Raw genomic sequence first — 18,439 nt, 5'->3', positions numbered from 1 at the left:
CAAGATGACACGTCAGATGACCGGAGCCAGAATGGTTGTTGAAGCCCTGAAAGATCAGGGTGTGGAAGTGGTATTCGGCTATCCCGGCGGCGCGGTGCTACCGATTTATGACGAGATCTTCCAGCAAAACGACATCCGCCATATTCTGGTGCGCCATGAACAGGGTGCGATCCATGCCGCCGAGGGCTATGCGCGCTCCACCGGAAAGCCCGGTGTGGTGCTGGTGACATCCGGCCCCGGTGCCACCAATGTCGTCACCGGGATTGTGGATGCGCTGATGGATTCGATCCCGATTGTCGTGCTCTCGGGTCAGGTGCCCACTTTCATGATCGGCTCGGATGCGTTTCAGGAAGGCGACACGGTGGGCATTACCCGCCCCTGCACCAAGATGAACTGGCTGGTGAAGGAAACCGACAAGCTGGCCGAGACCATCCATCAGGCGTTTCATGTCGCCACGGCGGGGCGTCCCGGCCCGGTGCTGGTCGATATCCCGAAGGATGTGCAATTCGCGACCGGCGCCTATGTCGAGAAACCGACGGTCCAGACCGGCCATTACGCGCCCCGCGTCGCGGGCGATGCCGAGATGATCGAACGCATGGTGGAGCTGATCGAGACCGCCGAGAAGCCGGTTTTCTACACGGGCGGCGGGGTGATCAATTCCGGGCCTGCGGCCAGCCAGTTGTTGCGCGAATGGGTGGAGGCGACGGGGTTCCCGATCACCTCGACCCTGATGGGTCTGGGCGCCTATCCGGCCAGCGGCAAATCCTGGCTGGGCATGCTGGGGATGCATGGCACCTATCAGGCCAATTGGGCGATGCATGATTGCGATGTGATGATCAATATCGGGGCGCGGTTTGACGACCGGATCACGGGCCGCATCAACGCTTTCAGCCCCGGCTCGACCCGGATCCATGTCGATATCGACCCTTCCTCGGTCAACAAGGTGATCCGCGCCGATGTGCCGATCATCGGCGATGTCGCGCATGTGCTGGAAGCGGCGCTGGATCTGTGGAAAGCGCGCGGCCGCAAGGTCAATCGCGAGGCCGTGGGGCGTTGGTGGGCGCAGATCGAGGAATGGAAATCCGTCGATTGTCTGGCCTACAAGCCCGGCAGCTCGGTCATCCGCCCGCAGCATGCTGTGGCCCGGCTGGAGGCGCTGACCAAGGGCATGGACCGCTATATCACCACCGAAGTGGGCCAGCATCAGATGTGGGCGGCGCAATATCTGGGCTTTGAAGAGCCCAACCGCTGGATGACCTCGGGCGGTCTGGGGACGATGGGCTACGGGCTGCCCGCCTCCATTGGCGTTCAGATCGCGCATCCGGATGCGCTGGTGATCAATGTTGCGGGCGAGGCTTCGTGGCTGATGAATATGCAGGAGATGGGCACGGCAGTGCAATATCGCGCGCCGGTCAAGCAGTTCATCCTGAACAATGAACGCCTTGGCATGGTGCGGCAATGGCAGGAACTCCTGCATGGCGAGCGCTATTCGCATAGCTGGTCCGAAGCGCTGCCCGATTTCGTGAAACTGGCCGAAGCTTTCGGCTGCAAGGGCATCCGCTGCGACAATGAGGCGGATCTGGATGATGCGATCCGCGAGATGCTGGCCTATGACGGGCCGGTGATCTTTGATTGCATCGTCGAGAAGCATGAGAACTGCTTCCCGATGATCCCTTCGGGCAATGCCCATAATGACATGATCCTGGGTGAAGTGGACACGCAGGGCGTGATCGGCGCGTCTGGCGCGGTGCTGGTGTAAAGGAACGCAAGAATGTCCCCGCTGCAAATCAAAAAAGGCTCGTCCAAGCATTCCGCCTATGACCTGCGCGACCCGAATGCCGAGGTGATCGAGACCCATACGCTGACCGTGATCGTGGATAATGAATCCGGGGTGCTGGCGCGGGTGATCGGGCTGTTTTCTGCGCGCGGCTATAATATCGACAGCCTGACCGTGGCCGAGGTGGATCATCTGGGCCACCGCTCGCGCATCACGGTTGTGACCTCGGGTACGCCGCAAGTGATCGTGCAGATCAAGGCGCAGCTGGAGCGCATGGTGATCGTCCATGAGGTGCATGACCTGACGGTCGAAGGCCCCTCGGTGCAGCGGGAACTGGCGCTGTTCAAGGTGCGTGGTCAGGGCGAGCACCGGATCGAGGCGCTGCGTCTGGCCGAGATTTTCCGCGCCAATGTGGTCGATTCCACGCTGGAAAGCTTCGTGTTCGAGATGACCGGCACGCCCGAAAAGGTCGATGCCTTTGCCGAACTCATGCGCCCCTTGGGGCTGGTCGAGGTGGCGCGCACCGGTGTTGCCGCTTTGGCACGCGGCGCGTAAGCGCCTCGCGGGCCAAACCCCTCGTATAAACCTGAAGGGCGGCCCAGCGGGCCGCCCTTCGCATTTGGATCAGACCGGGTTGGTCTGGCTCAGGCTTCGCTTTCCAGCGCCTCGATGGCGCTCTGCAGCTCGTCCTTGCTGACCTCTTTCTCGGTCACGCTGACCTGCTCAAGGATATGGTCCACCACCTTGTCCTCGAAGATCGGCGCGCGCAATTGCTGCTGCATCTGCGGGTTCTTCTGCACGAATTCGAAGAAGGCGCGCTCCTGACCCGGATATTGCCGCGCCTGTGCGATCACCGCCTGGGTCATTTCCTGATCAGAGACCGTGACTTCGGCCTTCTGGCCGATTTCGGCCAGCAACAGCCCCAGCTTCACGCGGCGGACTGCGAATTTGTCGCTTTCCTCGGTGGTCTCGATATCGCCATGGCTGTGGTCATGCTGATCCACGCCTTCCTGCGCGTCATGCCAGAGTTGATGCGCGATCTGCTTGCTTTCGGCCTCGACCAGCGAGGACGGCAGGTCGAAATTCACTTTCTCGTCCAGCGCGTCCAGAAGCCCGCGTTTCAGCACGGCGCGCGAGGCCTGCCCGTATTCGGCTTCCAGCCGCTCGGTGATCTGGGTTTTCAGCGCCTCAAGGCTTTCGGCGCCGAATTGCTTCGCCAGCTCGTCGTCGATCTTGGCCTCGGCAGGAGCTTTCACCGCCTTGATGGTGCAATCAAACGTGGCTTCCTTGCCCGCCAGATGCTCGGCGCCATATTCCTCGGGGAAGCTGACCGTGACGGTCTTTTCCTCACCGGCTTTCACGCCGACAAGCTGCTCTTCGAAACCGGGGATGAACTGGCCAGAGCCCAGCACCAGCGGGAAATCTTCGGCGGCACCCCCATCAAACGGCTCGCCGTCGATCTTGCCCAGAAAGTCCATCGTGACCTGATCGCCGTTTTCGGCCGCGCCATCTTTATCGTCGAAATTCTGCGCGTTCTTGGCCAGATTCTCCAGCGCTTCCTGCACGGCGGCGTCATCGGCCTTGACCACCAGCTTCTCCAGCGCGATGCCGGAGAAATCGGGCGTTTCAATCGCGGGCAGCGCTTCATAGTTCAGGGCGACAACGACATCATCGCCTTCTTTCCAGTCCTCATTGGTCATCTTGACATCGGGCTGGGCGGCGGGGCGGTCGCCGGTGGTCTCGAAATGCTGGTTCATCGCGCCGTCAACCGCATCCTGCATCGCCTCGCCCAGGAGGCGCTGGCCGAACTGCTTTTTCAGCAGCGCCATCGGCACCTTGCCCTTGCGAAAGCCTTTCATCTCGATCTCGGGCTGGGCCTCGACCAGTTTTTCATCGACTTTCGCGGCCAGTTCGGCAGCGGTCACAGTGATCGTGTATCCGCGCTTCAGGCCCTCGTTCAGGGTTTCGGTGACTTGCATGAGCATCCTCGCATGTATGACAGGCCGCACGAGGGCGGCCTGATTGAATCTGCGCCTTCCTAGTGTGGGCGGGCCACAGGATCAACCCCGATTCTGGCGCGATGCGGCGCCCGCGCGCGCGGGTTCAGCCCTGTGCCCATGGAAAATTCGCGCCCCCCGCCTGCGCGTCTGTCCCGGACCAGTCGGCTGCGCATTTCCCGATGTTCAGCGCGCGGGCCGCGTGTTATGGCCACAGGCATGACCATTTATGTCGATGCAGATGCCTGCCCGGTCAAGGCCGAGGTCGAGCGTGTGGGCACCCGCCACCGCGTCCGAATGGTGATTGTGTCGAACGGGGGTATCAGGCCGTCAGCCAATCCGCTGATCGAGACAGTGATCGTGCCGGAAGGGCCGGATGTGGCCGATGACTGGATTGCCGAACGCGCAGGCGAGGGCGATGTGGTGATCACCGGTGATATCCCGCTCGCGCATCGCTGCGTCAGCGCGGGCGCGCAGGTGCTGAAACATAATGGCGAGGCGCTGACCGTTGACAATATCGGCTCGGTGCTGGCCACGCGCGATCTGATGGCCGATCTGCGCGCCGCCGATCCGTTCCGGCAGGGCGGGGGCAAGAGTTTCTCGAAAGCGGATCGTTCGCGCTTTCTGGATGCGCTGGAACGGGCGCTGCGCCGTATCAGGTGAATCATGGTGCGGGTGGAGGGACTTGAACCCCCACGCCTTGCGGCGCCAGAACCTAAATCTGGTGCGTCTGCCAATTTCGCCACACCCGCAACTGGTGCTCTGTTAGCAAATGCCTCTGGCGGATGCGAGAGGGAAAACACCTGCCCGGCAAGTTGCATGGTTTTGCCGCATTCCTGCCCGATTCCCCCGGCATTGTTGCGAGAATAGAGACAATATCGACGGTGAGTGTTTACCTTGCAGTTATATTTCTGTTGCAAGGATGCGTTAAGGAGATTCGCGTGATGTATGCCACGACCATAAGCCTTGCTCCGCCCCTCGCCCGCGCCAAACCGCGCGCGCGCACCTCTGCCCTGCCGGGTTTTGCTGCGGGCACGCTGCTGCGCACCATTACCGGGCCGCGCGCGGTCGAGCGGATCATGGCGGGCGATCTTCTGCTGGATGCGGAGGGCCAGATCATTGAGCTGCGCAGCCTGCGCTGTCGCCGCGCCAGCGCCCGCGAACTGGTCGAGATCACCCCTGCCGCGCTGGGGCTGGGGCTGGCACCGGCGCTGCGGCAGAAATCGTTGGTCGTGGGCGCAGGGCAGAAGCTGGGCATGCGCGATTGGCGCACCGATCTGATCTATGGCGCCCCCGCGCTGACCGAGGCGCAGGCCCTGATTGATTCGGCGACTGTGCAGCGTCCCACAGAGGGGGCGATGCTCTATCGTCTCGGCTTTGACCGCGACATTGTGGTCGTGGCCAATGGCATGCCCGCGCTGGTGCGCGCTTCAGACGCCTAAGCGCCGGAAGATTTTCGGCAGGCGCTCGGGCAAATCCTCGGCGATCAGGCCGGGGCCGAAATCCAGCGCCGCTTCGAGATGCAGATAGGCGCCCCAGATTGCCGCCTGCATCGGCGCCACGCCGCGCGCGGCAAGGCCGGTGATAAACCCTGCCAGAACATCGCCCGATCCGGCTGTGGCGAGCCAAGGGGCAGCGCGGTCGCCACGCGCAGCACTGGTCGCAACCGCGCCATCGGGGGCGGCGATCACAGTCAGCGGACCTTTCAGCAGCACCACAGCGCCCAGATCCTGCGCCGCCTGCGTGACGATAGCCGCGCGCGCGTCGGATGTGGTCGCATCGCGCAGGCCTGCCGCGAGATCGGGGCAGAGCCGCGCGAATTCGCCCTCATGCGGGGTCAGGATGCAGGACGGGTGCAAGAGCGCGCGCAGATCCGGGGACTGGGCCAGAAGCGTCAGCGCGTCGGCATCCAGGATCACGGTTTCCCGCGCGGGTCGGGGCTGCAAAGCGGCCTCGACCAACACCGCCTCGCGCGCGCCAAGGCCCAGACCGGGGCCAAGGCAGAGCGCGGTGAGGCGCGGATCGTCGAGCATCGCGCCGAGCGCCGCCCCGTCGCGCAGGGGGCGCAGCATGATCGCATCGAGCCGCGCGGCGTTTTCCTGAAGCGCAGCGGGCGGACAGGCGACCGTGACCAGCCCGGCGCCCATGCGCAGGGCGCCGCGCGCGGCCAGCCGCGCAGCCCCCCCGCGCCCGACGCCGCCCGCAAGTATCAGCGCGTGACCATGGCTGTATTTATGCGCGGCTTGCGATTTGCGCAGCGCGGTGATCAGGGCGGGATCAGGCACCATGGCGCAGCCCGTCCCATGGGCCAAGGCCGATATCGACAACCTTGACCTGACCGCAGTAGGCGGGACCGTCCTGCAACATATGCCCCCGCTTGCGGTCGTGAAAGGTGACGGTCAGATCGGCCCGGAAGGCGCGCCCGCCCTCTGGCCCCGCGATCACCTGCCCGGTATCGGCGCTCAGGCCCGAGGGGATATCGACCGCGACCACGCGGATCGCGCCTTTGGACCGGGCAGCGCTTTGCGCCAGTTCCGCGGCCAGCGCCTGCATTTCGGGCACGAGCGGGCGGGTCAGACCGGTGCCGAAAAGCGCATCCACGACCAGCACCGGCGCGGCCTCCGCCGCGATATCACGGGCAAGCTGCGCCGAGAGGGGAAGGAAGGCACAGCCCGCCGCCTGCGCCTTGTGATAGCAGGCCAGCGCATCGGGGGCCGTGGCGAGGGGCGGGCCATCTTGGGCAATTGTGACCGTCCAGCCTGCCTGCGCAAGCACGCGCGCGATCACATGCCCGTCGCCGCCATTATTGCCCGGCCCGCAGAGCAGAAAGGCCGTGGCGGGGGCGCGCGCGAAATCCGGCCATGTCGCGAAAACAGCGTCAAGAACGCCCTGCCCCGCGCGTTCCATCAGCTCCAGCCCCGTGACCTGTCCAGAATCGATTGCCGCGCGCTCAATGGCGCGCATTTGGGCAGATGTCAGAAATTCAGTCATTTTCCAGAATCCAGTTTTCATTTTCTGCTGATTTTTTAGTCGTTTTGCACATTATATTGACTTATGCCTGTTTTCTTGCCGCCGCCCCGCCGCAGAGAAGCCTATCAGATTGTTCCTCCAGAATGAAAATGATCTGAACGGGTGTGACCAGCGCGCAGGCTGGCGACCATGCGGGAGCGAAGGGATGAAGAAAATCGAAGCCATCATCAAGCCGTTCAAGCTCGATGAGGTGAAAGAGGCGCTTCAGGATATCGGCGTGCAGGGCCTGTCCGTGATCGAGGTCAAGGGCTTCGGGCGCCAGAAGGGTCATACCGAACTCTATCGTGGCGCCGAATATGTCGTCGATTTTCTGCCCAAGGTGAAGATCGAGGTCGTTCTGCCGGATGATCAGGTCGATGAGGCCATCGAGGCCATCGTCTCGACCGCGCGCACGGACAAGATCGGGGATGGCAAGATTTTCGTCTCTCCTGTCGAACAGGCCATCCGCATTCGCACCGGCGAAAGCGGGGATGACGCGCTGTAATCCAAAGTTCAGGCTGGCCTGTCGCGCCGCGCCTGATCCTGCTCTCTAAACCAAAAGGGAAGAACAAATGAGTGCTGCTGACGTTCTCAAACTGATGAAAGACGAAGATGTCGCCTATCTCGACATCCGTTTCGTCGACCCGCGCGGGCGCATGTTGCATGTGACCATCATCAATGACCTTGTTGACGAGGACTTCCTTGAGGAAGGCTTCATGTTCGACGGCTCTTCCGTGCCGGGCTGGAAGGGTATCGAGGCGTCCGACATGAAACTCGTGTTCGATTTCGACTCGGTCTATATCGACCCGTTCTATGCCGAGAAGACGCTGGCGATCCATGCCTCGATCGTCGAGCCCGACACGAACGAGCCCTATGAGCGCGACCCGCGCGGCACCGCCGAGAAAGCCGAAGCCTATCTGAAATCGACCGGGATCGGCGATGTGTCCTATTTCGGGCCGGAAGCTGAATTCTTCGTCTTCGACAGCGTGAAATTCTCGGACAAGATCAACAAGGTCAGCTTCGAGGTCGATGCCGAGGAAGCGGCCTGGAACTCTGACACGGCCTATGAGCATGGCAATTCGGGCCACCGTCCGGGCGTCAAGGGCCATTACTTCGCGATGAACCCGATTGACGCCAATCAGGACATGCGTTCGGAAATGCTGACCACCATGAAAGACATGGGGATGAAGGTCGACAAGCATCACACCGAAGTGGCGACCGCGCAGCATGAACTGGGCCTGATCTTCAGCTCGCTGACCAAGCAGGCTGACGAGATCATGAAATACAAATACGTGATCCGCAACGTGGCTGACGCTTATGGCAAGACCGCGACCTTCATGCCGAAACCCGTCAAGGGCGACAACGGCACCGGCATGCATGTCAACATGTCGATCTGGAAAGACGGCAAGCCCTTGTTCGCAGGCGACAAATATGCCGATCTGAGCCAGGAAGCACTGTGGTTCATCGGCGGCATCCTGAAGCACGCCAAGACGCTGAACGCTTTCACCAACCCCTCGACCAACAGCTACAAGCGCCTGATCCCCGGCTTTGAAGCCCCTGTGCTGCGCGCCTATTCGGCCCGCAACCGCTCGGGCTGCATCCGGATCCCATGGACCGAAAGCCCGAAAGCCAAGCGCGTCGAAGCCCGTTTCCCCGATCCTTCGGCCAACCCCTATCTGGCTTTCGCCGCCCTGCTGATGGCAGGTCTGGACGGGATCAAGAACAAGATCGATCCGGGCCCCGCTTCGGACAAGGATCTCTATGATCTGCCGCCCGAAGAGCTGGAAGGCATCCCCACGGTCTGCGCAAGCTTGCGCGAGGCGCTGGAATCGCTCGCGGCGGACCATGACTTCCTGCTGGCCGGTGACGTGTTCACCAAGGACCAGATCATGGCCTATATCGATCTGAAATGGGAAGAGGTGTATACTTACGAGCACACCCCGCACCCGATCGAATATGCGATGTATTACAGCTGCTGATCAGTAGCGCGAGAGACGGAAAAAGCCCCCGCTGGTCGGGGGCTTTTTTCATGGCGGGCTTTCCCGGGAGGGGGAGCTTGGAGGGCTGCCGCCCCCCAAACCCCCTGCCTCAAGGGGCGCACATCGACATGATCGCTCGGACCGATGGCGCTCTCATGTCGATCCCCTGAGAACCCCCGTGAGTATTTCGGGCAAGATGAAGCCGGGCGGCTGAGGCCCGCGGCCAGCGCAGGTCGCGCGCAAGAGCCCCGCAGGTCGGGGGGCTATTGCGCTGGGATGGGCTGTTCGGGAGAGGGGGGCTTGGAGGGCTGCCGCCCGCCAAGCCCCCCGCCTCAAGGGGCGCACATCGACATGATCGCTCGGACCAATGGCGCTCTCATGTCGATCCCCTGAGAACCCCCGTGAGTATTTATCGCAAGAAAATGAGGGTCAGCGGCTGAGGCCCGCGGCCAGTGCCGGTTGGTCAAGGGCGGCGAAACCGTAATGGCGCAGCCAGCGCAGGTCGCTCTCGAAAAAGGCGCGCAGATCGGGGATGCCGTATTTCAGCATCGCGATCCGGTCGATCCCCACGCCAAAGGCAAAGCCCTGCCACTGATCCGGGTCAATCCCGCCCGCGCGCAGCACATGCGGATGCACCATGCCGGAGCCGAGGATTTCGAGCCAGTCCTTCCCCTCGCCGATTTTGAGCTGGCCACCCTCCCAGGAACAGCGGATATCGACCTCGGCCGAGGGTTCGGTGAAGGGGAAATGCGAGGCACGGAAGCGCAGCTCGACCTCATCGACCTCGAAGAAAGCCCGGCAGAATTCTTCCAGCGTCCATTTCAGTTGCGCCATCGAGATATCGCGGTCAATCGCCAGCCCTTCGACCTGATGGAACATGGGCGTATGGGTCTGGTCCATATCCATACGGTAGACGCGGCCCGGCGCGATCACGCGGATGGGCGCGCCCTGATCCTGCATGGCGCGGATCTGCACCGGGCTGGTATGGGTGCGCAGCACATGGGGCGGGCGGTTGTCCCCCGGCGCGCGGTGCATGTAGAACGTGTCCATTTCCTGACGCGACGGGTGTTCGGGCGCGATATTGAGCGCGTCGAAATTATACCAGTCGGATTCGATCTGCGGCCCTTCGGCGACCGCAAAGCCCATATCCGAGAAGATCGCGGTCAATTCATCCATGACCTGGCTGATCGGGTGGATCGTGCCCATGGGGCGCGGGCGGCCCGGCAGGGTGACATCGAGCCATTCGGCCTTGAGCCGCGCGTCTAGGGCCGCATCCTCAAGACTGGCGCGGCGCGCTTTCAGCGCCGCGTCGATCTCGGATTTCAGCCCGTTCAGGACCGGCCCGGCGCTCTGGCGTTCCTCGGGGCTCATCTGGCCCAGATCGCGCATCTTCAGGCTGATCTCGCCCTTCTTGCCCAGCGCGGCGAGGCGCACGGCTTCCAGCGCGTCAGGATCTGCCGCCGATGATATCTGATCGAGGAATTTGCCGCGAAGCGCGTCGATGCCATCCATATCCGTCTCCTGCCCGCCTGCGGCGGGGTGCTGGTGCTGTGGGCGAGGGCCTAGCCAATCGCCCCGCCGATTGCAAGCATGTGCCGCTCAGAGACTGAGCAGACGCGCCGCGATGGTGAAATAGATCAGCACCCCCAGCACATCGGCGATCGAGGTGACGAGCGGCCCCGAGGCTGCCGCCGGGTCGCGGTTGAATTTCGCAAACAGAAACGGCAGGCACATGCCGATCAGCGCGCCCATCAGCACGATCGTCACCATCGCCAGCGCCACGACCACGGCGATATCCGGCCCGCCGCGCCAGACCCCGATCACCGAGACGGCAAGCGCCATGGTCAGCCCCAGCGTCAGCGCGATCACCACTTCGCGCGTCAGCAGGCGGCCGAAATCCGAGGGCCGCACATCGCCTGTCGCCAGCGCGCGCACCATCAGCGTGGCCGATTGCGTGCCGGCATTCCCGCCCGAGGCGATCAGCAGCGGCAGGAAGAACAGCAGCGACAGATGCTCGGCAATCGTATCTTCGAAATGCGCGATGCCCGCGCCCGAGAAGATATTGCCGAAGACCAGCAGCACCAGCCAGAAGATCCGCGCGCGGTAGAGCATCGCAATCGTGGCCTCGGCCACCGACATATCCAGCGGCTGAACGATCGAGCCCTTGTGAAAATCCTCGGTCACTTCTTCCTCGGTGACATCCATCGCGTCATCGGCGGTGACGATCCCCACGAGGCGGTCGTTATTGTCGAGCACCGGCAGCGCCAGAAGGTCATAGCGCGCGACCAGACGCGCGGCCTCTTCCTGTTCGTCATCGGCGCGCACCCAGACCGGTTCGGTATCCATGATCTCGGAAATGCGCTGGCGTGGGCGGGCGGTCAGCAGATCGCGCAGACTGACCACCCCCACCAGCTTGCGGGCCTCGTCGATGATATAGGCGTAATAGATGGTCTCGGCCTCGATGGCCTGCATCCGCAGCGCCTCGATGGCCTGGGTCGAGGTCAGCTCGGGCTGGAGCGTGGCGTAATCCGAGGTCATGACCGAGCCGACGGTCCATTCCTCATAGGCAGCAAGGCGGCGCAGATCCTCGCGCTCGGCTTTCGAGAGCGCGGGCAGGATGGCTTCCTGCGCTTCCTCGTCAAGCTGTTTGAAGAGGTCGGCGCGCTCGTCATGGCTCATCGCGGTCATCAGCGCGACCAGTTCGCGGCGCGGGATTCGGGTGGCAAGATCGACCTGGGCGCTGGCCCGCAGATAGCCCAGAAGCTCGGCCTGATCATGCAGCGGCAGCAGGCGCAGCACGGTCAGGTCATCGCCCTCGTCCAGTTCCTCGATCAGGGCGGCGATATCGGCGAGTTCCTGGGTTTCGAGAAATTCGCGCACCGCGCCGGGCTGCTCTTCGCGCAACAGGCGGGCAATCTCGATGGCGATGAAGGCGGCGTCGAAATCGGCACGGTCGGTCTGCACCTCATTGCGCAGGTCGTTGAGCGTGGTCTGGAATGACATGGTGTTCTCCTGCGTGCTGCTTCGCTCGGGAGCGGGGCAGCACGGCGGGGTTACACCCGGATGGCGGCCCGCGCCCGGCGCGGCTGATCTGTGTCATCTGTGTCAGGGCGCAGGCTCTGCGCCCAACTGGAACTGCCGTCCATTGTTGTCCCGTGATTCAGCGTCGACCATACCGCCGACAGCGCGGTGATAGGAAGGATTTCGCGGAAAGTCAATTTCTTAGCGTCGCATCCAGAGGCTTTGCCGGGATTTGCCGAAAGCCTGAGCCGGGCGTCTGCGGCGCAGGCGGGCTGGCGCGCCGGGATGGCGCGGGCGGGTCCGGGGATCGGATGTCGCATCTGCGCTGGGACGCGCGTTACGCGCCCGGCCCCCTACCCCGCACCGGGCGCGCTCGCGGGCGGGGGGTGCGACACGACGCGGTTCCGCCCCGTCGCCTTGGCGTGATAAAGCGCGCGGTCGGCGGCGTGCATCAGTTGCTGCAGGTCATTGCCGTCGCGCCCCAGCACCGCCAGCCCTGCCGAGATCGCAATCGGCGGCAGGGTCTGCCCGAGAACCGCCAATTCGACCTTGCCGATGGCGGCGCGCAATTCTTCAGCTTTCGCCAGCGCCTGAGACATATCGTGATCGACGCCCAGCAGGATGAATTCCTCGCCGCCGATCCGGCAGGGATGCAAGCTCTCAGAGGCCAGCCGGGCCATCGCGCGACCTACCTCGCCCAGCACCAGATCGCCGGCATCATGGCCGAAACGGTCGTTGAACGCCTTGAAATGGTCCACATCGACCGCGATCAGCGAAAGCGCGCGCCCGTCGCGCAGCGCGAAGGTGATTTCGCGCTGCGCCTGCTCCATGAACCAGCGCCGGTTCCACAGGCCCGTCAGCGGATCGCGCAGGGATTTCTCGTGCAATTCCTGACGCAGACGGACATTGGCCACGGCAAGGCTGATCTGCTCGCCGCAGATCAGCGAGATTTCCCAGCGATTGCCCAGGACCTGATCGCGCATATGGCGCATGACGCCAGTGTCCTCGAACCCGTCGAAGACGATATGCATCAGCCCGATGGTTTCGCCATGCGCGATGATCGGCAGGCAGAAATAGGGCGTGCCGGATCTGGCGACATGATCGCAGACGAACTGGATCGGTTTCTGGCCGTAAGCATAGGCACGGCCCCGTCGCAGCGCCCAGCAATCATCGGGCAGGATATGGCGGGGAAATTCCGGCTGGCTGCCCCAGCTTGTCGCCAGATCGAGCATGGTGCGGCTGTCATTATAGACATAGAGCGCGCCATCGGCTTCGGGGATCAGCGTGTGCATGGCGCGCTGGATCACCATCAGCAGTTCCTCGAAGGATTTGGCGGAATAGAGCCATTCGCTGGTCAGGGCCAGAAGCTGGCGCTCGGACTGGCGCAGCGCCTCGGCATGGCGCATTTCCTCATTCTGTTCTTCCAAGAGCTTGCGTTCGGTGATGTCGCGCATGGTCGAGATGAAATGCGTATGCCGCCCCGTCGCGTCATGGACAGGCGTCACTTTCTGATCCACCCAATAGGGCGCGCCGGATTTCGTATAGAGCCGGATATCACAGCGAATTTCGCGACGCTGCTGGCAGGCAAGGCTGATCTGGCGCAGCGTGTCGGGGTCGGTTTCCGGCCCGCGCAGGGCCAGCCCGGCATTCTGGCCGATCAGTTCGGTTTCTGAATAGCCCGATTGTGCAGTGAAACCGGGATTGACCCAGAGCGCCATATGCGCCGGGTCCGAGATGATGACAGCATCCGAAGAGTGCCGCAGCACAAGTTCGGAATAGAAGCGTTCGGCGCTTTCAGCCGCGCTGTCCTTGAGGTCTTTCGCGCACATGCGGCGCCCCTGTGATCTGCCCTGCGCCCCCGAGAATCGCACAGGATTGTTAAGACTTTCTTGCCTTGCGCCCTGCCCTGCCCGTGACAAAGCCCGGCAAAGCGCCTAGCTTTCCCCCATGATGCGGGGCGCGCGACGCCCGTGCAGGATCAAGACCCGTCAAGGAGGAAGAGAAATGCTCGACCAGCCCACTGATCTGAAATCGCTTTTGCGCGACCCCTCGCTGCTGGAAACCCGCGCGCTTGTTGCGGGCGAGTGGATTGACGCGGATGACGGTGCGACATTCGAAGTGCGCAACCCGGCGCGCGGGGATGTGATCGCGCGGGTGGCGGATGTGACGCGCAAGGAAGCCGCGCGCGCCATCGAGGCCGCCGAGACCGCGCGCCATGGCTGGGCCGCGCGCACGGCCAAGGAGCGTGCGGGCGTGCTGCGGCGCTGGTTCGATCTGATGATGGAGAATCAGGAAGATCTGGCCGTGATCCTGACCGCCGAAATGGGCAAGCCGCTGGCTGAAGCGCGCGGCGAGATCGCCTATGGCGCGGCTTTTGTCGAATGGTTCTCTGAGGAGGCGCGGCGCGTCTATGGCGAGATCATCCCCGGCCATCAGCCCGACAAGCGCATCTCGGTGCTGCGCCAGCCGATCGGGGTTGCGGCTTCGATCACGCCGTGGAATTTCCCCAATGCGATGATCGCGCGCAAGGTGGCGCCCGCGCTGGCGGTGGGCTGTGGCTTCGTCGCGCGCCCGGCGGCGGAAACCCCGCTTTCGGCGCTGGCGATGGCGGTGCTGGCGGAACGCGCGGGCGTGCCGAAGGGGCTGTTGTCGGTGCTGCCCTCCAGCCGGGCCTCGGATATCGGCAAGGAGTTCTGCGAGAACCCGATCGTGCGCAAGCTGACCTTCACCGGCAGTACTGAGGTGGGCCGGATCCTGCTGCGGCAGGCCGCCGATCAGGTGATGAAATGTTCCATGGAACTGGGCGGTAATGCCCCTTTCATCGTGTTTGATGATGCCGATCTGGATGCCGCCGTGCAGGGCGCGATGATGTCGAAATACCGCAATAACGGGCAGACCTGCGTCTGTGCCAACCGCATCTATGTGCAGGCCGGGGTCTATGATGCCTTTGCCGAAAAGCTGAAAGCGGCGGTCGAGAAATTGCAGGTCGGTGACGGGCTGGCAGAGGGCACGGATCTGGGTCCGCTGATCAATACTGAAGCCGTCGAGAAGGTCGAGGATCATATCGCCGATGTACTGGCCAAGGGCGGCGCGGTGCTGACCGGCGGGCGCAAACATGGCAATGGCGGCAGTTTCTTCGAGCCGACCATCGTGACCGGCGTCACGCAGGCGATGAAGGTCGCGACTGAGGAAACCTTTGGCCCGCTGGCGCCGCTGTTTCGGTTCGAGAGTGAGGAAGAGGTGATCGCCATGGCCAATGACACGATCTTCGGTCTTGCCTCTTATTTCTACGCCCGCGATGTGGGCCGGATCACCCGCGTTCAGGAAGCGCTGGAATACGGGATTGTCGGCGTCAATACCGGGATCATCTCGACCGAGGTGGCGCCTTTCGGCGGGGTCAAGCAATCGGGGCTCGGGCGCGAGGGCTCGCTGCACGGCACCGAGGATTACCTGGAGATGAAATATGTCTGCCTGAGCGTCTGAGCGCACCGGAGCAGGGCTGCAAGCGCGCCAGCGCGCGGGCCCTGCGACCGGACCGAGGGGGCTCGATGCCCCCGAGGTCCGGCTTCCTTCCCGCCTCACCGGGGCGGGAAAAGCCCGGAGAGCGCCGCGCGCAACCGCGCGTCGTCTTCCAGTTCCAGCCGCACCGGCAATGCCAGAACCTTCGCCCGGAACGAGGGCGGCAAGCGCACCGCATCCTTCTCGGTCGTGACCAGCTGCGCCCCCAGCGCCTTGGCCTCCAGCGCCAGCCGCGCCATCAGCGCGTCGGTCAGCGGCTGGTGATCGCTCAGCGCTTCGGCGCGCAGCACCTCTGCCCCCTCGCTGCGCAGGGTCGCAAAGAATTTCTCGGGCCGCCCGATGCCCGCGAATGCCAGCACCCGCAGCCCCTGCCAGGACATCCCCATCTGCAACGGCCTGAGTGCGCCGCGCAGCACCGGCAGGCCCAGCGCTTCCGGGCTGAACCGCGCCTGCATTTCGGGCGGGCCGATGCTGATGATCATATCTGCACGCCTCAGCCCCACCGCCACCGGCTCGCGCAGGGGCCCAGCGGGCAGGACGCGGCCATTGCCGAAGCCCACGGCAGCATCGACCACGATCAGCGACAGATCCTTCGCGAGCGCCGGGTTCTGAAACCCGTCATCCATGACCAGAACCTGCGCGCCTGCCGCGACGGCTTCGCGCGCCCCGGCCGCCCGATCGCGCGCCACCCAGACCGGGGCGAAGGCCGAAATCAGCAGCGGCTCGTCGCCGACATCATCCGCAGTATGCGCGCGTTCGGACACGCGTAGCGGCCCTTCCAGCCGCCCGCCATAACCGCGCGAGATTACATGCGGGCCCGCGCCCATCGCCTGCAGCATCTGCACCACTGCGATGACCGTGGGGGTCTTGCCAGTGCCGCCGACATTCAGATTGCCGACGCAGATCACCGGCACCGGCGCGCGCCAGTCGGGTGCGCGGGCCACGCGCCGGGCGGTCTGGCTTGCATAAAGCGCGCCCAAGGGCGCCAGAAGATGCGCGAGCAGGCCGGGGCGCGCTTGCGGGTTATACCAGAATCCCGGAGGGCGCATCATGGGCCTTTCTGCGTATGGGCGGCGGATAGCAGCGCCTCGATCACGGTCTCGGTGGCCTCATAGCCGCTTGAGATCACCTGCCAGCCGCGATGCGCCTGATCTGCGGCGCGTTCGGGGCGCAGGGCGGTGCAGATCGCCGATCCGAGCGCATCCGCGCTCTGGATCATCCGCGTCGCGCGGGCTTCGCGCAGCAGGTCAAACGCCTCGGCATGGCGCCCATAGACGCGGCCATGCACGATGGCGCAGCCCAGACCCGCAGGTTCCAGCGGCGAGACCAGCGCCCCCTCACCCGTCAGCGAGCCGCCCAGATAGCAGGCGGTGGCGAGCCGGTACCACAGCCCGCGCTCGCCTTCGGTATCGGCGATATAGACCTGGGTCTCGGGGGTCACCAGATCATCGAGCGAGCGCAGCGCGGTGATGAACTGGGCGGCGAAAATCTCTTTCAGCTCCGGGCCGCGCTGCGGATCCGCCGGATGCAGGATCAGGGCCAGCCGGTGATTTTCGCGCAAGGCTTCGCGATGGGCGGCCAGAATCACCGCCTCTTCGCGTTCGGGCACGCCCACGGCCAGCCAGATGGGGCGATGGCGGAAGGCCTCGGCCAGCGCATCGCGCTCGGCCTCGTTGCAGCCCAGCGCCGCCGGGGTCGCAGACAGTCTGCCGCAGAGGCTGAGCGCGTCAGCAGGCAGGCCCTGATCCAGCCACGCCCCCCGCGCGGCAGGCGATTGCAGGAACACATGGTCCAGACAGGCCAGCACCGCGCGCGCAAATCCCGGCAGATGCCGCCAGCCCGAGGCGAAACCGGGCGCATCCGTGTCGATGGCGAAAACCGGGACATTGCGGCGGCTCAGCGCGGTGATCATGCCCGCAGGCAGGACAGTCGCGGCAACCAGAAAACCCGCGGGCAGATACCCATGCGCCGCCAGTTCCTGCACCAGTGCGGGGGTATCGCCCTCCAGCGGCAGGATCACGCGCCCCGGCAGATCGGGCAGCCCGGCAGCAGCACTCCGGGGCAGGGTCAGAAGCACGCCCAGCCCTTCCTCTTTTTGCAGCACCGCCTCGGAGAGGGTGACAAGGATCTGCGCCTCGCGCGGATCATCGCTATGCATCCACAGGCAGGGCTGCGGCAGCTGCGCGAGCGCGGCAGGGACCGACGTGGAGCGGTTGCGTGACAGAAGGTAGAGTTGGCCCGCGAGATTGCGCATGCTCAGAGCCCCCCTGTGCGGGGCAGCGGGCCGGGCGGGTTTATGATCAGCGAATGGGACAGCACGGCGGGGCGTGATCTTTCATGTTGCCTATCCCCCTAGATAGGCCGGAAAGCGGCGTGAAGGGAAGCACCCAGACGCGCGCCTCCTGTCCGGTGCAGCGGGCCGGGCGTATTCTGATCCGCTACAGAGGGGCCGAACAGAACCGACAGTTGACGGCACGAGAAAGCCGCGCAGTGCCCGGTCGCGGGTGGGCGCTCCTGCCGGTTTTGAGGGCAGTTTATGGTGCGGCATATTCCAGCGGTTTTGAAATGCCTGACAGCGAGGAGCGCCCGCCTGGGGGGCGGTCGGGCGCTGCGCGGCAGCGCGCAAGCGCGCCTTGATCCCGCGCGGGAGATTCTGCATGAGCGTCGGAAATAGGCTCCGCCCCATCCAGCTCCGTGCGACACGCCGCGCATGACTGGTGCCCCCGCAACGGGGACTTCCCCCTCCCCCCACCACTTCCGCGAACGCCACCTCCAGCGCCTCCGCACCGCCCGCCCCCAAAGCGCGCCTTGGTCCCGCGCGGGGGCGTCTCTGAGCGCGTCGGCAAAGCGGGACGAACCGACAGTCGACGGCGCGCGAAGCGCCGCGCAGCGCCCGACCGCGGGTGGGCGCTCCCACAGTGAAGGCAGGCAATTTATGGCGCGGCATATTCCAGCGGTTTTGAAATGCCCAACAGCGAGAAGCGCCCGCCCGGTGGGGCGGTCGGGCGCTGCGCGGCGGCCTGCGGCCTTGATTCCGCGCGGGGGCTTTCTGGGTAATGGTCAGCAACAGGCGCCGCCCTATGCCCGGATATCCTTGTCAGGTGACGAAGAGACGCACACCGGCGCGCGCGCCCTGC

At 64.4% G+C, this 18,439-nt stretch carries 15 protein-coding genes and 1 tRNA gene; 7 read left to right on the top strand and 9 right to left on the bottom strand.

The genetic code is table 11. The annotated features are described in order from the left end of the window. Positions 1-4: 4 nt before the first annotated feature. Positions 5-1,759 carry an acetolactate synthase 3 large subunit gene (locus tag BG457_RS16230; RefSeq protein ID WP_071799246.1) on the top strand — a complete coding sequence of 585 codons (1,755 nt, stop codon included), beginning with the start codon at positions 5-7 and terminating at the stop codon, positions 1,757-1,759. Between the two features lie 12 nt (positions 1,760-1,771). After that, positions 1,772-2,332, top strand: coding sequence for an acetolactate synthase small subunit (ilvN, locus tag BG457_RS16225; protein ID WP_071798533.1), 561 nt, complete (start codon positions 1,772-1,774; stop codon positions 2,330-2,332). 89 nt (positions 2,333-2,421) lie between these two features. Here the strand turns inward: ilvN and tig are convergent, their stop codons facing one another. After that, on the bottom strand, positions 2,422-3,756 hold the full coding sequence (gene tig / locus BG457_RS16220) for a trigger factor (RefSeq protein ID WP_071799245.1): 1,335 nt from the start codon (positions 3,754-3,756) through the stop codon (positions 2,422-2,424). A 237-nt stretch (positions 3,757-3,993) separates the two neighbouring features. On the opposite strand from tig, the gene BG457_RS16215 reads away from it, so the two are divergent. Continuing rightward, positions 3,994-4,437, top strand: coding sequence for a YaiI/YqxD family protein (locus tag BG457_RS16215; RefSeq protein ID WP_071799244.1), 444 nt, complete (start codon positions 3,994-3,996; stop codon positions 4,435-4,437). Positions 4,438-4,441: 4 nt separating this feature from the next. On the opposite strand, the gene BG457_RS16210 is transcribed toward BG457_RS16215, so the two are convergent. Beyond that, a tRNA-Leu gene (locus tag BG457_RS16210) sits at positions 4,442-4,526 on the bottom strand. A 192-nt stretch (positions 4,527-4,718) separates the two neighbouring features. Between BG457_RS16210 and BG457_RS16205 the strand changes: the two genes are divergently transcribed. Further along, positions 4,719-5,216, top strand: coding sequence for a Hint domain-containing protein (locus BG457_RS16205; protein WP_071798530.1), 498 nt, complete (start codon positions 4,719-4,721; stop codon positions 5,214-5,216). Here the strand turns inward: BG457_RS16205 and BG457_RS20660 are convergent. Both BG457_RS20660 and BG457_RS20655 read right to left on the bottom strand, forming a co-directional pair. Next, on the bottom strand, positions 5,205-6,062 hold the full coding sequence (locus tag BG457_RS20660; RefSeq protein WP_342715530.1) for an NAD(P)H-hydrate dehydratase: 858 nt from the start codon (positions 6,060-6,062) through the stop codon (positions 5,205-5,207). The genes BG457_RS16205 and BG457_RS20660 overlap by 12 nt on opposite strands. Next, the gene (locus BG457_RS20655; protein ID WP_342715529.1) at positions 6,052-6,765 is read right to left on the bottom strand and encodes an NAD(P)H-hydrate epimerase; all 714 of its coding nucleotides are present in this window, start codon (positions 6,763-6,765) and stop codon (positions 6,052-6,054) included. The genes BG457_RS20660 and BG457_RS20655 overlap by 11 nt, the downstream gene beginning before the upstream one ends. A 184-nt stretch (positions 6,766-6,949) precedes the next feature. Here BG457_RS20655 and BG457_RS16195 point away from each other — a divergent pair, with 184 nt between their 5' ends. Both BG457_RS16195 and glnA read left to right on the top strand, forming a co-directional pair. After that, positions 6,950-7,288, top strand: coding sequence for a P-II family nitrogen regulator (locus BG457_RS16195; protein WP_071798528.1), 339 nt, complete (start codon positions 6,950-6,952; stop codon positions 7,286-7,288). A 67-nt stretch (positions 7,289-7,355) separates the two neighbouring features. Beyond that, positions 7,356-8,762, top strand: coding sequence for a type I glutamate--ammonia ligase (gene glnA, locus BG457_RS16190; protein ID WP_071798526.1), 1,407 nt, complete (start codon positions 7,356-7,358; stop codon positions 8,760-8,762). A gap of 429 nt (positions 8,763-9,191) precedes the next feature. Here glnA and pheS read toward each other — a convergent pair whose 3' ends face one another. The 3 genes from pheS to BG457_RS16175 form a co-directional block, all read right to left on the bottom strand. Then, positions 9,192-10,265, bottom strand: coding sequence for a phenylalanine--tRNA ligase subunit alpha (pheS, locus tag BG457_RS16185; protein WP_071799243.1), 1,074 nt, complete (start codon positions 10,263-10,265; stop codon positions 9,192-9,194). Between the two features lie 96 nt (positions 10,266-10,361). Continuing rightward, positions 10,362-11,765, bottom strand: a complete 1,404-nt coding sequence (gene mgtE / locus BG457_RS16180) for a magnesium transporter (protein ID WP_071798524.1) — start codon at positions 11,763-11,765, stop codon at positions 10,362-10,364. Positions 11,766-12,136: 371 nt separating this feature from the next. Further along, complete coding sequence (locus tag BG457_RS16175) at positions 12,137-13,612, bottom strand: sensor domain-containing diguanylate cyclase (protein WP_071798522.1); 1,476 nt, start codon at positions 13,610-13,612, stop codon at positions 12,137-12,139. A gap of 175 nt (positions 13,613-13,787) precedes the next feature. Between BG457_RS16175 and BG457_RS16170 the strand changes: the two genes are divergently transcribed. After that, a complete protein-coding gene (locus BG457_RS16170; RefSeq protein ID WP_071798521.1) occupies positions 13,788-15,266 on the top strand; it encodes an NAD-dependent succinate-semialdehyde dehydrogenase in 1,479 nt (492 codons plus the stop codon). A 95-nt stretch (positions 15,267-15,361) separates the two neighbouring features. Here BG457_RS16170 and lpxK read toward each other — a convergent pair whose 3' ends face one another. Together lpxK and BG457_RS16160 are read right to left on the bottom strand one after the other, a co-directional pair. Continuing rightward, the gene (gene lpxK, locus BG457_RS16165) at positions 15,362-16,351 is read right to left on the bottom strand and encodes a tetraacyldisaccharide 4'-kinase (RefSeq protein WP_071799242.1); all 990 of its coding nucleotides are present in this window, start codon (positions 16,349-16,351) and stop codon (positions 15,362-15,364) included. Next, positions 16,351-17,556: a 3-deoxy-D-manno-octulosonic acid transferase gene (locus BG457_RS16160; protein ID WP_071798519.1), complete on the bottom strand. Its 1,206-nt coding sequence runs from the start codon at positions 17,554-17,556 to the stop codon at positions 16,351-16,353. Before BG457_RS16160 ends, lpxK begins: the two co-directional genes overlap by 1 nt. Between the last annotated feature and the right edge of the window lie 883 nt (positions 17,557-18,439).

It is taken from the genome of Natronohydrobacter thiooxidans (assembly GCF_001884735.1).
GTDB classification, from domain to species: Bacteria; Pseudomonadota; Alphaproteobacteria; order Rhodobacterales; family Rhodobacteraceae; genus Roseinatronobacter; species Roseinatronobacter thiooxidans_A.
This window is presented reverse-complemented; position numbering and strand designations above follow the sequence as displayed.

Bases quoted from the DNA above. Each gene is read 5' to 3' on its own strand.
- BG457_RS16205 (WP_071798530.1), top strand. From the start codon at position 4,719: ATGTATGCCACGACCATAAGCCTTGCTCCGCCCCTCGCCCGCGCCAAA.
- glnA (WP_071798526.1), top strand. From the start codon at position 7,356: ATGAGTGCTGCTGACGTTCTCAAACTGATGAAAGACGAAGATGTCGCC.
- BG457_RS20655 (WP_342715529.1), bottom strand. From the start codon at position 6,765: ATGACTGAATTTCTGACATCTGCCCAAATGCGCGCCATTGAGCGCGCG.
- BG457_RS16160 (WP_071798519.1), bottom strand. From the start codon at position 17,556: ATGCGCAATCTCGCGGGCCAACTCTACCTTCTGTCACGCAACCGCTCC.
- ilvN (WP_071798533.1), top strand. From the start codon at position 1,772: ATGTCCCCGCTGCAAATCAAAAAAGGCTCGTCCAAGCATTCCGCCTAT.
- tig (WP_071799245.1), bottom strand. From the start codon at position 3,756: ATGCAAGTCACCGAAACCCTGAACGAGGGCCTGAAGCGCGGATACACG.
- BG457_RS16215 (WP_071799244.1), top strand. From the start codon at position 3,994: ATGACCATTTATGTCGATGCAGATGCCTGCCCGGTCAAGGCCGAGGTC.
- BG457_RS20660 (WP_342715530.1), bottom strand. From the start codon at position 6,062: ATGGTGCCTGATCCCGCCCTGATCACCGCGCTGCGCAAATCGCAAGCC.
- mgtE (WP_071798524.1), bottom strand. From the start codon at position 11,765: ATGTCATTCCAGACCACGCTCAACGACCTGCGCAATGAGGTGCAGACC.
- lpxK (WP_071799242.1), bottom strand. From the start codon at position 16,351: ATGCGCCCTCCGGGATTCTGGTATAACCCGCAAGCGCGCCCCGGCCTG.
- BG457_RS16195 (WP_071798528.1), top strand. From the start codon at position 6,950: ATGAAGAAAATCGAAGCCATCATCAAGCCGTTCAAGCTCGATGAGGTG.
- BG457_RS16230 (WP_071799246.1), top strand. From the start codon at position 5: ATGACACGTCAGATGACCGGAGCCAGAATGGTTGTTGAAGCCCTGAAA.
- BG457_RS16170 (WP_071798521.1), top strand. From the start codon at position 13,788: ATGCTCGACCAGCCCACTGATCTGAAATCGCTTTTGCGCGACCCCTCG.
- BG457_RS16175 (WP_071798522.1), bottom strand. From the start codon at position 13,612: ATGTGCGCGAAAGACCTCAAGGACAGCGCGGCTGAAAGCGCCGAACGC.